The following is a 14,394-nucleotide window of genomic DNA, read 5'->3' as shown; positions in this document are numbered from 1 at the left end:
CGACGGCGTGAGCGCGCCGGTTTTCGCCGATGCGCGCCGCCGCCGGGCCTGCCGTTCTCAGGACCGTTTAACGGCTTTCGAGCCGCCGGGCGGCGCGGCGTGTCCCCTGCACCGCGCCGCCCTTTTTCTTTTTTTTGCGACGCGGGCGGCGGCGCCGCGCGTGCCGATCGTGCCGGTCATGCCGATGGTGCCGGTCATGCCGGTCGTGCCCGCCTCGCCGTGTTGTCCGTTCCCGCTCCCGTCGCCGCGCTCGCGGCGCTTCTCCGGCTCTCGCGTGTGACACAATCTCTCTCGTTGCCCGACCGCTCCGACCGCCTGGAAGCCGCACCCGTGACGCGCCGCCTCGTTCTCCTCTTCGTGCTCGCCGCCGGGCTCGCCGTCGTGTGCGCGCTTTCGTGGGCGCTCGCGTGGCAAACCGGCATCGACACGCTGCGCCGCAACGCGGCCGTGCGCGGCGACCGCACCACGGCCGCGCTCAAGAGCACGCTGGAGCGCTACGACTCGCTGCCGTACATCGTCGGCGAGCATCCGCTCGTGCAGGACGTGCTCGCCGACCCCAAACCCGCTTGGGTCGCGGCCGCGAACCGCTATCTCGAAGACGTCAACCGCCACGCGCGCGCCACCACCACCTACATCATTCGCGCCGACGGCATGAGCATCGCCGCGAGCAACTGGCGCAGCGCCGACAGCTTCGTGGGCGTCGACTACCGCTTCCGCCCGTATTTCATCGACGCCGTGAAGGGCGGCGTGGGCCGCTTTTTCGCCATCGGCACGATCTCGCACGATCCCGGCTACTACGTTTCGCAGCCCGTGCGGCGCGACGGCAAGATCGTCGGCGTGGCCGTGGTCAAGCTCAATCTCGAATGGTTTCCGGGCACGGACGCGTCCGAGCCGCTGCTCGTCACCGACGATCACGGCGTGATCTTTCTTTCCTCCGTGCCCGCCTGGAAATACCGCACGGTGCGCCCGCTCGCGCCCGCCGTGATCGCCTCGATCGACGCCACGCGCCAGTACGCGAGCGAGCCCATCGCGCCGCTGCCCGCGAGCATCGAGCGCGTGCTCGAAGGCGACGCCGACATCGTGCGCGTGGGCGCCGGGATACGCGCGCCGCGCTATCTGGAAACGCGCCGCGCGCTGGGCGAGCCGGACTGGCATCTCGTCACGATGTCGTCGATCGACCCCGTGCTGGACGCCGCGCGCGACACGACCATCATGACGGGCTTCGGCTATGTCTCGCTGTGCCTGCTCGGCTTCTATTGGCGCATGCGCCGCGCGCGCGTGCAGGAAGTCATGCGCAGCCGCGCGCTGCTGCAAAAGGCCTACGCCATGCTCAACGAGCGCGTGGCCGAGCGCACCGCCGATCTTTCCCAGGCCAACGAACGGCTGCAACGGGAAGTGGCCGAGCGCACGCGCGCCGAGCAGGAATTGCGCGCGACCCAGGACGAGCTGATCCAGGCGAGCAAGCTCGCGGCGCTCGGGCAAATGGCGGCGGGCATCACGCACGAGCTGAACCAGCCGCTCGCCGCGCTGCGCAGTTTTTCGGACAATACGCGCGTGTTTCTGGAGCGCGGCCAGTACGCGGCGGCCGGGGAAAATCTCGAAGCGATCGGCTCGCTCACCGAGCGCATGGGCAAGATCGTGAACCAGCTCAAGCTGTTCGTCGGGCGCGCGCGGCCGAAAAGCACGCGTTCGAGCGTGGCGCGCGCGTTGCGCAATGCGCTCGCGCTGCTCGGCAAGCGGCTGAACGGCGTGCAGGTCGACCTCGCGCTGTTCGAGGACGGCGCGCCGCCCGCGCCGCTCGACACCCATGCCGATTACGCCGATCTCTACGCGCAAAGCGACGACCTGCGGCTCGAGCAGGTGCTCATCAATCTGCTGGGCAACGCGCTCGACGCCGTGGCGGAAGTGAAAGCGCCGCGCATCGCCGTCGAAGTGCATGCGAGCGCCGCGACGGTCGCCATCGCGGTGCGCGACAATGGGCCCGGCATCGCCGAAGACGTGCTGCCGCGCCTTTTCGAGCCGTTTTTCTCGACCAAGGAAATGGGCCAGGGCCTCGGGCTCGGCCTCGCGATTTCGTCGTCGATCGCGCGCGATTGCGGCGGCGCGCTCACGGCGGCCAACGACGCGCAAGGCGGCGCATGCTTCACGCTCACGCTGCGGCGCGCGCGTGCGGACGCCGCGAGCGCGGCGCGGGCGGCGGGCCTGTGAATCTGCCGATGAAGCGAATGCCATCAGGAATACGAACGATATGGTGACGACCACGCCTGGCCGGGTGCTCTACGTGGAAGACGACGAACTCGTGCGCCGCGCCGGCGTGCAGAGCTTGCAACTCGCGGGTTTCGACGCCGCCGGCTTCGCGAACGCCGAAGGCGCGCTGCCGCTCGTCAGCGCCGATTTCGCGGGCATCGTCGTGAGCGACATTCGCCTGCCCGGCATGAGCGGCCTCGACCTGCTCGCGCAATGCCACGAGCGCGCGCCCGAGGTGCCCGTGATTCTCGTCACGGGCCACGGCGACATCTCGATGGCCGTGCAGGCGATGCGCGACGGCGCGTACGACTTCATCGAAAAGCCGTTCGCCTCCGAGCGCCTCGTCGAAACGGTGCGCCGCGCGCTGGAGCGCCGCACGCTGATCCTCGAAAACGTCGCGCTGCGCCGGGAACTGGCGGGGCAGAACGCGCTCGCGCCGCGCATCATCGGCAAGAGCACGGCCATCGACCAGGTGCGCAAGCTGATCGCGAACGTCGCGCCCACCGACGCCTCCGTGCTCATCAACGGCGACACGGGCGCGGGCAAGGAACTGATCGCGCGCAGCCTGCACGAGCTTTCGCCGCGCCGCGACAAGCCGTTCGTGGCCGTGAACTGCGGCGCGCTGCCCGAACCCATGTTCGAATCGGAGATGTTCGGCTACGAGGCGGGGGCGTTCACGGGCGCGGCCAAACGGCGCATCGGCAAACTGGAGCACGCGAGCGGCGGCACGCTGTTTCTCGACGAGATCGAGAGCATGCCGCTCGCGTTGCAGGTGAAACTGCTGCGCGTACTTCAGGACGGCGTGCTGGAGCGCTTGGGCTCGAACCAGCCGGTGCGCGCGGATTTGCGCGTGGTGGCCGCCGCGAAGGGCGACATGAACGAACACGTCGCGGCGGGCACGTTCCGGCGCGACCTGCTTTACCGGCTCAACGTGGTGACGATCGCGCTGCCGCCGCTCGCCGAGCGCCGCGAGGACATCGTGCCGCTGTTCGAGCATTTTCTGCTCGACGCGGCTGTGCGGTATCAGCGTTGCGCGCCGCTGCTCACCGAGCGCGACCGCATGCGCCTCGCGCAGCGCGAATGGCCCGGTAACGTGCGCGAGTTGCGCAACGCGGCGGAGCGGCGCGTGCTGGGCATTCCCGACGATCTTTCGGCAAGCGCGCCGGGCAGCGCCGACGAAGCGCTGCCGCTCAAGGAGCGCGTGGAGCAGTACGAGCGCGCCTTGATCGCCGACGCCTTGCAGCAGAGCCACGGCGCGGTCGCGCAGGCGGCCGAGCGCTTGCAGATGGCGAAGGCCACGCTCTACGAAAAGATCCGCCGCTACGGCCTCGTGGCGCGCGGCGAGGGCGAGCCGCGGGCGTGACGCATTCATGGCGTGCGCGAGTCGAAAAAAAAGCAGCGGAATTCCGCTGCTTTTTTGCTTGCGATTGCCGCGTCGGGCGATCTCAGGTCGCCAGCGCCTTTTGCAGAATCTGGTCGAGTTCCGCGAACTGCGGCTCGCCCACGTAGCGCTTGAGAATCTTGCCGTTGCGGTCGATCACGAAGGTCGTGGGCGTGAGCTGCACGTTGCCGAACTGCTTCGCGGCCGAGCCGTCGTCCATTGCCACCTTGAACGGCAACTGGCGCGTTTGCGCATAGTTCGCGACGTACATCGGCGCGTCGTAGTTCATCGCCACGGCCACGAATTCCAGACCGTCGCCCTTGAAGCGGTTATAGGTCTGGACCATCTTGGGCATTTCCGCCATGCAGGTCGTGCAGCTCGTCGCCCAGAAGTTGACGAGATAGACCTTGCCTTTCAGATCGCTCGTGGAGACCTTCTGGCCGGAAAGCAGCGTGAAGGTGGCGTCCGGCACGCGCTGCTGGCTGCCGAAGAACGCGAAATAGCCGGCCACGGCCAGCGCGAGCACGACGACGGCCGCGCCGATGCGGCGGATCGCGTTCGCTTTCGTATTCGTGGAAGTCGGGGATGCAGCGGTCATGAGTTCGCCTCGTGCGCCAACGGGCGCGGCATGGAGCGTAGGTATTGTAGCGCCGAATTCTGACATATCGATTCCAGCGCAACGCGCCGCGCGCCGCAGCGGATAATGAACGTTTCCTTTCGAACCGATACGTCGATGCGCAGGTTTTTTACCGTCATTCGCTTCGCGATTTGCCGCGTCTGCGTCGCTGCGGGCGTCGCGCCCGCTTGCCTGCGAACCGCGCCGCGCATGAGTGCGGCCGCCTTCGGCGTGCTGACCGTGGCCGCCGCGCTCTGCGCCTGCTCGCCCACCTACGACTGGCGCACGATCTCGAACAACGACAGCGGCTATAGCGTGGATTTGCCCGCGAAGCCGGGCGCGGACGAACGCCGTATCGACGTGGACGGCACGCCGATGCGCATGCGCGTGCAAACCGCCGAAGTCGCCGACGACGTGTTCGTGGTCGGCACGCTCGACTTGCCCGATGCGCAGCCCGCCACGCAGCAAAAGGCGCTCGATTTCCTGCGCGCGGGGCTTGCCCGCAACGTGAGCGGCGTGCCGGACGCGCAAGCCGTGGCGGTGCCGCTCGCGACGGGCGGCGCGGTGCCGGGCGTCGAGTTGCGCGTGGCCGGCCGGGCGGGCGCGAACGGCGAAACGCGCACCATCCATGCACGGCTCGTGGCGAAGGGCGCGCATGCGTATCAGGTGGCGATCGTCGGGCGCGCCGAGCCGCCCGTCGAGCAGGTCGACCAGTTCTTCGGCTCTTTCAAGCTGTACTGAATGCCCATGGCGAAGCGACGGCCGTTTGCGGCCGATTATGAAAGTCGCGCCGCAGGTTTACCCGCTATCTGCCGGATTTAATTGGAAGTTTACAGGTTACGCACAGCGCCTGTGGGTAACTTTGTGGAAAAACACGCGCTAACAGCCGCGAAAGGCCGCCCGTTCGGCACTTCAGCGGAATCAACCCCCTTTCCGGCAGGCGCTTAAACATAGAAAAATCAAGTAGTTATGAAATCGCCCCGCGCGTAGTGCGGAGCTTGGGCGCACGAGCGCCCGGCACGATCTTGTGTGCATAAGTCAAGTCTTGACTTCGGTTTATTGGCGCTATTCGTAATCTTGTGATGAGCGTCGCGACCGCCGGGCTTCGTCAGGCTTCGGCCAGCACGCGCCGATACTGCACGGCTTCGGCCACGTGCGCCGCGCCCGGCATGGGCGCGCGCGCCAGATCGGCGATCGTGCGTGCGACCTTGAGCACGCGGTAGTGCGCGCGCGCCGACCAGCCGAAGCGTTCGCCCGCTTCGCGCAGCAGCGCCTCGCCGGCGGCGTCGAGCCGGCAAACCGAATCGGTTTCTCGGCCCGAAAGTTCGCGATTGGTTTTGCCCTGACGCGCCAGTTGCGTTTCGCGCGCCGCCTGCACGCGCGCGGCAATCGCGGCGCTAGGCTCGGCGGCGGCGCTGGCGCGCGCCGCCAGTTCGGCGGGCGGCAGCGCCGGAATCTCGATCTGGATGTCGATGCGGTCCAGCAGCGGCCCCGATAGCTTGCGCAGATAACGCGCGGCGCCTTCGGGCGTGCAGCGGCAGCGCCCCGACGGATCGCCGCGCCAGCCGCAGGGGCAAGGGTTCATGGCCGCGACGAGCTGGCAGGCGGCCGGAAAGTCGGTTTGCCACGCCGCGCGCGAAATCGTGATCGCGCCGGCTTCGAGCGGCTCGCGCAGATTTTCGAGCACGTGGCGATCGAATTCGGGCAATTCGTCGAGGAACAACACGCCCAGATGCGCGAGCGTGATCTCGCCCGGCTGCGGCGGATTGCGCCCGCCGATCAGCGCCGCCGCGCTCGACGAATGATGCGGCGCGCGAAACGGCCGCCGCCGCCACTGCTGCGGCGTGAAGCCGACGGCGCTCGCGGAAAGCAGCGCCGCCGAAGCCAGCGCTTCGGTGTCCGTCATCGGCGGCAACAGGCCGGGCAGACGCGCCGCGAGCATCGACTTGCCGGCGCCCGGCGGTCCGACCATCAGCAGGTGGTGGCCGCCCGCCGCCGCGACTTCGAGCGCGCGCCGTGCGCCGCGCTGGCCGATCACGTCGGCCATGTCGGGAATGGCCGAGGCGTTGCCGTGCGCGGCGTCGAGCGGCGCGGCACGCACGGCCGAAAGGCGCGCATCGGGATCGTCGCCCGCGAGATGCGCGCAGAGCGAGCGCAAGTCCGCCGCGCCATAGACGGCGACGCCCGGCACGAGCGCCGCTTCGGCCGCGTTGTGCGCGGGCAGATAAAGCTCGGTTTCGCGGCCGGGCGCAGGGTGCGCCAATTCGTTAGGAATGCCAACGATTTCGCGCGCGCCGGCATCGGCAAGGGAAGCCGCTTCGCGCTCCGCTTGGGCGCGCGCCGTGCCGCACGCCATGGCGAACGCGCCGCGCATCGGCCGCACCGCGCCCGTGAGCGACAGCTCGCCCGCGAACTCGCGATGCGCGAGCGCCGCGAGCGGCAACTGACCGCTTGCCGCGAGAATGCCGAGCGCGATCGGCAGGTCGAAGCGGCCCGACTCCTTGGGCAGATCGGCGGGCGCGAGATTGACGGTGATGCGTTTAACGGGGAAGTCGAAGCCGCAATTGCACAACGCTGCGCGCACGCGTTCGCGGCTTTCGCGCACTTCGAGATCGGGCAGGCCGACGATCGCGAACGAAGGCAGCCCGTTGGCGAGATGAACTTCGACGGTGACTTCGGGCGCGCGGCCGGCAGCCGGCGCGCGGCTGCGCACCACGGCAAGCGACATGGAGATTCTCCGAAGGAAGCGGCGCAGCGGTCGCGCGTGCGGTGAAGCGCGCGCCGCGCATGCGCCAGGCTGGTGAGGCGAATGCCCCTTTACGGTTCCGCTGCGATTGCGCTACGGAAGGCTTTCGGCGCCGCGGGCGTCACGGCAGGCGAGCGCCGCAGCGAGGCAGGCGCACGAGGGACGCCGACCGGACACCGACCGATGCCGACCAGATGCCAATGCGCCGCCAGCGCCACGCCAACGCGGCGCCAGCCCGGCGCGCGCCGAAACGATCAGGACGACTGACCGGTGACGGGTAGCTTCTGTTCGAGTTCGGCCACGCGGCGTTCGAGTTCTTCGAGGCGAGCGCGGGTGCGCACGAGCACTTGCGTTTGCGTGTCGAATTCCTCGCGCGTGACGAGGTCGAGCTTCGAAAAGCCTTGCGAAAGCATGGCGCGCACGTTGCGCTCGACGTCGCGCGCCGGAGAGTTTCTGAGCAGATCGCTGAAGCGCGACTGCAAATCGTTGAATACGTCGTTCGGTTGTTTCATTCGTTTCCCCTTCGTTGCACAAAAATTGTGCAAGTTTCGTTTCGCCTGTGCCCCGGTTCGGATCGTGACCGATCTTGGTGCGTACCGCCGGGGCGCCCGGCGGGCATGCGCGCAACTGGTGCGCCGCGCCCGGCCGGCGGCCTCGCGCGCGCCGCGCGGCCGCATTCGCCGGCTGGCGGCGCGATGCACGCGGGCGAAGCCTGCGGACACTGTAGCAACGTTCACCGTGCCACGCCACCGCGCCGGCGCCACGTTGGCCGTTCGGCCAGGGCCTTGTGCGCCGTGCTTTCCCGCGCGCGGACCGGCATTGTCCACGGCTTTGTCATCGCGTGCATCGAACCAGGTCAGAACTACCGCGCATCGCGGCCAAACGAACTGGCACACCTGTTGCTTTTACTGCCCCGCGCACCGAACGATGGTTGGCTCACGGTGCGCCAGCGACGCGGGGTGTCCGATGCGCCGCTCGCAAGGCGCCCGTTGCACAAGCAACCAGGGGATGAAGCAACCACAGCGAGGACTACATGAAACTCATTACAGCAATCATCAAGCCGTTCAAGCTCGATGAGGCGCGCGAAGCCCTCTCGGCGATCGGCGTTTCGGGGATCACGGTGACGGAGGTGAAGGGCTTTGGGCGCCAGAAGGGCCACACGGAGCTGTATCGCGGCGCGGAATACGTCGTCGACTTTCTGCCGAAGGTGAAGATCGAGGCCGCCGTGTCCGACGACATCGTCGACCAGGCGATCGAGGCCATCGAGCGCGCCGCCCGCACGGGCAAGATCGGCGACGGCAAGATTTTCGTCACGCCGATCGAGCAGGTAATCCGCATCCGCACCGGCGAAACTGGCGCCGACGCGCTGTAACAACAAACTTCACGCATGGGACCCGGGTTGGACGCTAAAGCGCTCATTTAAATCGCGAGCGTCGACTCCGATCGACAGAGAGACAAGAGGAACTTCGAGATGCGCAAACTTTTGATGTCCTTGCTGATGGCCGGCTCGCTGCTGGCCGGCGGCGTCGGCGCCGCGCTGGCGGACGACGCCTCCGCACCGGCCGCGGCTTCCGCGCCCGCCACCACCGCTTCGGCGCCCGACGCATCGGCCGCCGCCCCGGCATCGGCGCCCGCCGCCGACACGGCTTCGGCTCCGGCCGCCGCCGCGAGCGCACCGGCCGCCGCTTCGGACGCCGCAGCCGCACCCGCCGCGCCGGCCGCGCCGTTCTCGGTCGACTCGTCGAAGGTCAACTCGGGCGACACCGCCTGGATGCTGACTTCCACCGCACTCGTGCTGTTCATGACGATCCCCGGCCTCGCGCTCTTCTACGGCGGCATGGTCCGCAAGAAGAACGTGCTCGCGACGCTCATGCAGAGCTTCGCGATCACCTGCGTCGTCACGGTGATCTGGACGGTGGTCGGCTATTCGCTCGCGTTCACGCCGGGCAACTCGTTCATCGGCGGCTTCTCGCGCGTGTTCCTCGAAGGCATGAACTACATCAAGGGCGACAAGGCGACCACGCTGACCGTGAGCCACCTCGCCCCGACCATTCCGGAGACCGTGTACTTCGTCTATCAGATGACGTTCGCGATCATCACGCCGGCGCTCATCACCGGCGCGTTCGCCGACCGCATGAAGTTCTCGGCGATGCTGGTGTTCATGTCGCTCTGGTCGATCATCGTCTACTCGCCGATCGCGCACATGGTCTGGGAACCGACCGGCTGGCTCGCCAGCGCCGGCATCCTCGACTTCGCGGGCGGCACGGTGGTCCACATCAACGCCGGCGTGGCCGGTCTCGTGTGCTGCCTCGTGCTCGGCAAGCGCGTGGGTTACGGCCGCGAAGTGATGGCGCCGCACAACCTCGTGCTCACGCTGATGGGCGCGGCCATGCTGTGGGTGGGCTGGTTCGGCTTCAATGCGGGTTCGGCGGTGGCGGCTGACGGCCGTGCCGGCTTCGCGATGCTCACGACGCAAGTCGCCACGGCCTGCGCGGCGCTCGGCTGGATGTTTGCCGAGTGGATCGCCAAGGGCAAGCCTTCGGTGCTCGGCATTGCTTCGGGCGCGGTGGCGGGTCTGGTTGCCATCACGCCGGCTTCGGGCTTCGTCGGCGTGCTGGGTTCGATCGTGATCGGCGTGGTGGCGGGCGTGGTCTGCTTCTGGTCGGCAACGTGGCTCAAGCACAAGTTCGGCTACGACGACTCGCTCGACGCATTCGGCGTGCATGGCATCGGCGGCATCATCGGCGCCATCCTGACCGGCGTGTTCGCGGTCAAGGACATCGGCGGCGCCGACGGCAGCGTGATTCTTCAGCTCAAGGGCGTGCTCACGACGGTCATCTACAGCGGCGTGATCAGCTTCGTCCTGCTGAAGATCATCGACATGGTCATGGGCCTGCGCGTCACGGAAGAAGAGGAACGCGAAGGTCTGGACGTGATCCTGCACGGCGAGCGCGTGGAATAAGCGCCCCGGCATGACCGTCATACGGAGTTTCAGGCAGTAAGCAGCAAGGCAAGCAGCAGCGACCTGGCCCGCCGGCACGTTCGGCGGGCCTTTTTCTTTTTTGGCGCCGCCGTGTGCTGGGCGTGCCGTTTGCGGCGCAGAAGGCGGCCAACGCGGCGCCCACGCAGGGGCGGCGGCACGGTGCGGAATAAACCGTGGGGCGCGGGTGTTTGCGTCGTGCCGGCTCGGGCGGGACCGCGTGGCGTAGTGTCCCTTCGGATCGTGTGCCCAATCGGCGCGCCCATTGCGCCGCGAGGGCCGCACGGTCCAGAATGAACGTCCGGCGGCGAATCGGCGAATCGGCGAATCGGCGAAATCGGCGAAATCGGCGAAATCGGCGAAATCGCGGCCGATCCGCCCTGCCGCATGAAGGGAAAAGCGGGGCCGCGCGCGGCGAACGGCGACGTGTAACGACGGCGTGTAACGACGGCGTGTAACGGCGGCGCGCAGCGGCGGCTTGAAGCGGCATGCCGCGGCCGTCTTGCAACGGCGCCAATCGTCCCCAGATAAACGGCCGGTTTCCCTGTTTCCCTACAATCACTGCTTTAGTCCGCGAGTCACCCCTTATGGTCCCGCATCTGGTTACGGCGTTGAACGGCCCGCTCCTCGAACTGGAGCAGCGCATCCTCGATGCGACGCCGGCCATCGAGCGCTGGTTCCGCCTCGAATGGCAGGAGCACACGCCGCCGTTCTATTGCTCGGTGGACCTGCGCAACGCCGGTTTCAAGCTCGCGCCGGTCGACACCAATCTCTTTCCCGGCGCGTTCCATTGCCTGCCGGAAGAAGTGCTGCCGCTCGCCGTGCAGGCGGCGATGGCCGCGATCGAGAAAATCTGCCCCGACGCCAAGAACCTGCTCGTGATTCCCGAAATGCACACGCGCAACGCGTTCTATCTGGAGAACGTCGCGCGGCTCGCCACGATCATGCGTCAGGCGGGCCTGAACGTGCGCTTCGGCACGCTCGACGAAAACATCGCCGGGCCGGTCACGATCTCCATGGCGGACGGCCAGAAGATCGTGCTGGAGCCGCTTGAGCGCTCGCAGCGCCGCCTCGGGCTGAAGAACTTCGACCCGTGCTCGATTCTTCTGAACAACGATCTTTCGGGCGGCATTCCGCCGGTGCTGGAAAACCTGCACGAGCAGTATTTGCTGCCGCCGCTGCACGCGGGCTGGGCCGTGCGCCGCAAGTCCACGCACTTTTCGTGTTACGACGACGTCGCGAAGAAGTTCGCGAAGATGGTGGGCGTCGATCCGTGGATGATCAACCCGTACTTCGCGCACGTGGAGGGCGTCGATTTCGAGGCGCGCACGGGCGAGGAGCAGCTTGCCACGGCCATCGACGCGGTGCTCAAGAAGATCGCGAAGAAGTACCGCGAATACGGCATCACCGAAAAGCCCTACGTGGTCATCAAGTCGGACGCCGGCACCGACGGGCGCGGCGTGATGACGGTACACGACGCCTCCGAGGTCGCCGCGCTCACCAAGCGCGAACGTGCGAAGATGTCGGCCACGAAGGATGGGCTGGAAATGCATGACGTGATCGTGCAGGAAGGCGTGTACACGTTCGAGCATATCGGCGACGAAGTGGCGGAGCCGGTCGTCTACATGATCGACCGCTACGTGGTGGGCGGCTTCTACCGCGCGCACGGCAGCCGCGAACGCGACCAGAACCTGAACGCGCCCGGCATGCACTTCGTGCCGCTCGGCTTCGAGCACACCGCGCTGCCCGATACGCGCGCGAAGCCGGGCGCCGCGCCGCCGAACCGCTTCTACATGTACGGCGTGGTCGCGCGGCTCGGTTTGCTCGCGGCTTCGGTGGAACTGGAAAAAACCGATCCCGAGGCGATCCAGGTCTGACGCCGGCGGCTTCGGCGCACGCGTCGCATCATCGCGCCACAATCTAACGCAGCGCCCGCCCCGAGCGGGCGTTGCCGTCATAACGGATGAGTTTCAGCAGGGACGACATGGACATTCTTTTCATCGCCGATCCGCTCGAGCGGTTCAAGATCTACAAGGACTCGACCTACGCGATGATGGCCGAGGCCGCGAGGCGCGGTCATACGCTTCACGCGTGCGAGCCCCGGCATCTCGCCTGGGTGGGAGGCCGAGTGGAGGCGGACGTGCGGCGCTTCGAGATCGCCGGCGATACGGCGGACCTGCATCGCGAAACGTGGTTCAAGGACACGCCGGACGCGTCCGGCGGGCGCGCGCTCACGGACTTCGACGCCGTGATCATGCGCAAGGACCCGCCGTTCGACATGGAATACGTGACGTCCACGTGGCTGCTCGAAATGGCCGAGCGCGCGGGCGCGAAAATCTTCAACAAGCCGCAGTCGATTCGCGATCACTCGGAAAAGCTCGCCATCGGCGAATTCGCGCAGTTCGTCGCGCCTACGCTCGTCACGCGCAGCGCCGCGCGCCTGCGCAAATTCCATGAAGAACATCAGGACGTGATCCTCAAGCCGCTCGACGGCATGGGCGGCATGGGCGTGTTCCGCGTGAAGCCCGACGGCATGAATCTCGGCTCGATCATCGAAATGCTGAGCGAGGACGGCGCGCGCAGCGTGATGGCGCAGAAGTTCATCCCCGCGATCAAGGACGGCGACAAGCGCATTCTGCTGATCGGCGGCGAGCCCGTGCCGTATTCGCTCGCGCGCATTCCGCAAGGCAACGAGGTGCGCGGCAATCTCGCGGCGGGCGGTCTTGGCCGCGCGCAGCCGCTCACCGGGCGCGACATGGAAATCGCGCGCACGCTGGGGCCCACGCTCGCCGCGCGCGGCCTGCTGCTGGTGGGGCTCGATGCGATCGGCGACTGGCTCACCGAAGTCAACGTGACGAGCCCGACGTGCTTTCGCGAAATCATGGAGCAAACGGGCTTCGACGTGGCCGCGATGTTCATCGACGCGCTGGAACGCGCGGCGGCTTGAACGCGGCGAGCGCGCCGCAGGGCGCAAGCCGCAAGCCGAAGCGTTGTTGCGGAAGCGGCGATCGGCGAGGCGAAATGCGTTCGAGCCGGCGCGCGCGGTGTGCGCAAAGTGCGCGCGAGAGGGTGTGCGAGTAATGTGTCAACCAGTGCGCTGGCGGCATGCGCTCCTGCGCTCTTGAATCCCGCGCGGGCGTCGGCATCTAGGCAACGTGGGCGGCCCCGGCAGGGCGGGCGGCCCGCCACGCAGGACCGTGGCGCCGGCGCAAGCGAATGTGACCTGCGCGCGACATCCGTCGCGCGGTGCGCAAAAGCGTGGGCAAAACCGCCCCGTGTGCGCGAAAATGACCCTGCTACAATGCCGCGAGCCCACGTTCCGGGCTGGCGGGCCGGTATTTTGCTGCATGGCAACGTACGGGCCGCTAGCGCGGCGTGTTCCGACCCCGCGAGCTTACGGCTGGCTCCGGGTTGGGCGCAGCATCAACCGAAGCCGTCTTTTTGCATATTGCTTCAGGCTGACATGGCAGGGATTCTGATCATCGCGCACGCACCGCTCGCCACCGCGCTACGCGAGTGCATTGCTCATATTTATGGCGGCTGCCCGGCGCGCATCGGGGCGCTCGACGTGCTGCCGGACAGCGATCCGGCGCAGGTCGTCGCTCAGGCGAACGCGGAAATCGAGCGGCTTCGCGAGGAAAACGGCGCGCTGGTGCTGACCGACATGTTCGGCGCCACGCCGTCGAACATCGCGGCGCGCCTCGCCACGGTGCCCGACGTGCGCGTGCTGGCGGGCGTGAACCTGCCGATGCTCGTGCGCGCCGTGTGCTATCGCGCCACGCCGCTCGACACGCTGGTCGAAAAGGCGCTGGCAGGGGCGAGCAAAGGCGTGCAACCCATCGGTCCCGCCACGCCGGCCGCCGCCAGTCCCGCCGACTGCGGCTGCGCGCCCACGCCGTGTGCCGAAGCGGCCGCCGAAGTCGCGAATGGCGTGAGCACGGGCAGCACCGCCGCGGCGCCCGAACCGGCCAGGAAACCGGCCAGGGCGACGTAACACAATCGCGGCGAACCGGAGCCGCCGCCCGCGCGCGGCCGGTTCGCCGGCAATCGGCAACACCCCCAAAAACTGCGCCAAACACTGCGTCTGGATCGAACCATGCTGCAACAAGAAACGACCATCGTGAACAAACTCGGCCTGCACGCGCGGGCGTCGGCGAAGCTGACGCAACTGGCAGGCAACTATCAGTCGGAAATCTGGATGAGCCGCAACGGCCGCCGCATCAACGCCAAGAGCATCATGGGCGTGATGATGCTCGCGGCGGGCATCGGCAGCACGGTGCTGATCGAGACCGAAGGCCCCGACGAGGCCGACGCCATGAGCGCGTTGCTCAAGCTCATCGCCGACAAGTTCGGCGAAGGTCAGTAACCGCCGCATCATGCACCGTCCACAACGCCGCGCTTTGCCGCGGCGTTTTTTATTGCGG

13 protein-coding genes are annotated in these 14,394 nt (G+C 67.6%); 9 read left to right on the top strand and 4 right to left on the bottom strand.

Translation table 11 applies throughout. The features are described from left to right. Positions 1-57 precede the first annotated feature (57 nt). The gene (locus tag U5805_RS11940; protein ID WP_322103679.1) at positions 58-198 is read right to left on the bottom strand and encodes a hypothetical protein; all 141 of its coding nucleotides are present in this window, start codon (positions 196-198) and stop codon (positions 58-60) included. 78 nt (positions 199-276) lie between these two features. On the opposite strand from U5805_RS11940, the gene U5805_RS11935 reads away from it, so the two are divergent. Together U5805_RS11935 and U5805_RS11930 are read left to right on the top strand one after the other, a co-directional pair. Continuing rightward, positions 277-2,208, top strand: coding sequence for a sensor histidine kinase (locus tag U5805_RS11935; RefSeq protein WP_322103678.1), 1,932 nt, complete (start codon positions 277-279; stop codon positions 2,206-2,208). 40 nt (positions 2,209-2,248) lie between these two features. Next, complete coding sequence (locus tag U5805_RS11930; protein ID WP_322103677.1) at positions 2,249-3,610, top strand: sigma-54 dependent transcriptional regulator; 1,362 nt, start codon at positions 2,249-2,251, stop codon at positions 3,608-3,610. An 82-nt stretch (positions 3,611-3,692) separates the two neighbouring features. Here U5805_RS11930 and U5805_RS11925 read toward each other — a convergent pair whose 3' ends face one another. Then, entirely contained in the window at positions 3,693-4,226 is a 534-nt protein-coding gene (locus U5805_RS11925; RefSeq protein ID WP_322103676.1) for a TlpA disulfide reductase family protein, read from the bottom strand. 228 nt (positions 4,227-4,454) lie between these two features. On the opposite strand from U5805_RS11925, the gene U5805_RS11920 reads away from it, so the two are divergent. Next, complete coding sequence (locus U5805_RS11920; RefSeq protein WP_322103675.1) at positions 4,455-4,985, top strand: hypothetical protein; 531 nt, start codon at positions 4,455-4,457, stop codon at positions 4,983-4,985. Positions 4,986-5,352: 367 nt separating this feature from the next. On the opposite strand, the gene U5805_RS11915 is transcribed toward U5805_RS11920, so the two are convergent. Next, on the bottom strand, positions 5,353-6,972 hold the full coding sequence (locus tag U5805_RS11915) for a YifB family Mg chelatase-like AAA ATPase (RefSeq protein ID WP_322103674.1): 1,620 nt from the start codon (positions 6,970-6,972) through the stop codon (positions 5,353-5,355). Between the two features lie 272 nt (positions 6,973-7,244). Further along, positions 7,245-7,502 carry an accessory factor UbiK family protein gene (locus U5805_RS11910; protein WP_322103673.1) on the bottom strand — a complete coding sequence of 86 codons (258 nt, stop codon included), beginning with the start codon at positions 7,500-7,502 and terminating at the stop codon, positions 7,245-7,247. Between the two features lie 521 nt (positions 7,503-8,023). Between U5805_RS11910 and U5805_RS11905 the strand changes: the two genes are divergently transcribed. From U5805_RS11905 to U5805_RS11880, 6 genes are all read left to right on the top strand, one after another. Continuing rightward, on the top strand, positions 8,024-8,362 hold the full coding sequence (locus U5805_RS11905) for a P-II family nitrogen regulator (RefSeq protein ID WP_020566534.1): 339 nt from the start codon (positions 8,024-8,026) through the stop codon (positions 8,360-8,362). Between the two features lie 99 nt (positions 8,363-8,461). Further along, positions 8,462-9,952 carry an ammonium transporter gene (locus tag U5805_RS11900; protein WP_322103672.1) on the top strand — a complete coding sequence of 497 codons (1,491 nt, stop codon included), beginning with the start codon at positions 8,462-8,464 and terminating at the stop codon, positions 9,950-9,952. Between the two features lie 605 nt (positions 9,953-10,557). Further along, positions 10,558-11,847, top strand: coding sequence for a glutamate--cysteine ligase (gene gshA, locus U5805_RS11895; protein WP_322103671.1), 1,290 nt, complete (start codon positions 10,558-10,560; stop codon positions 11,845-11,847). Positions 11,848-11,954: 107 nt separating this feature from the next. Further along, complete coding sequence (gshB, locus tag U5805_RS11890; protein WP_322103670.1) at positions 11,955-12,917, top strand: glutathione synthase; 963 nt, start codon at positions 11,955-11,957, stop codon at positions 12,915-12,917. A gap of 516 nt (positions 12,918-13,433) precedes the next feature. Next, positions 13,434-13,964 carry a PTS sugar transporter subunit IIA gene (locus tag U5805_RS11885; RefSeq protein ID WP_322103669.1) on the top strand — a complete coding sequence of 177 codons (531 nt, stop codon included), beginning with the start codon at positions 13,434-13,436 and terminating at the stop codon, positions 13,962-13,964. Between the two features lie 102 nt (positions 13,965-14,066). After that, the gene (locus U5805_RS11880; RefSeq protein ID WP_158947987.1) at positions 14,067-14,336 is read left to right on the top strand and encodes an HPr family phosphocarrier protein; all 270 of its coding nucleotides are present in this window, start codon (positions 14,067-14,069) and stop codon (positions 14,334-14,336) included. The last annotated feature ends 58 nt before the right edge of the window (positions 14,337-14,394 follow it).

It is taken from the genome of Paraburkholderia sp. J41 (genome assembly GCF_905220235.1).
Classification (GTDB): domain Bacteria; phylum Pseudomonadota; class Gammaproteobacteria; order Burkholderiales; family Burkholderiaceae; genus Paraburkholderia.
The sequence above is the reverse complement of the archived record's forward strand: the minus strand, read 5'-3'. Positions and strand labels throughout refer to the sequence as shown.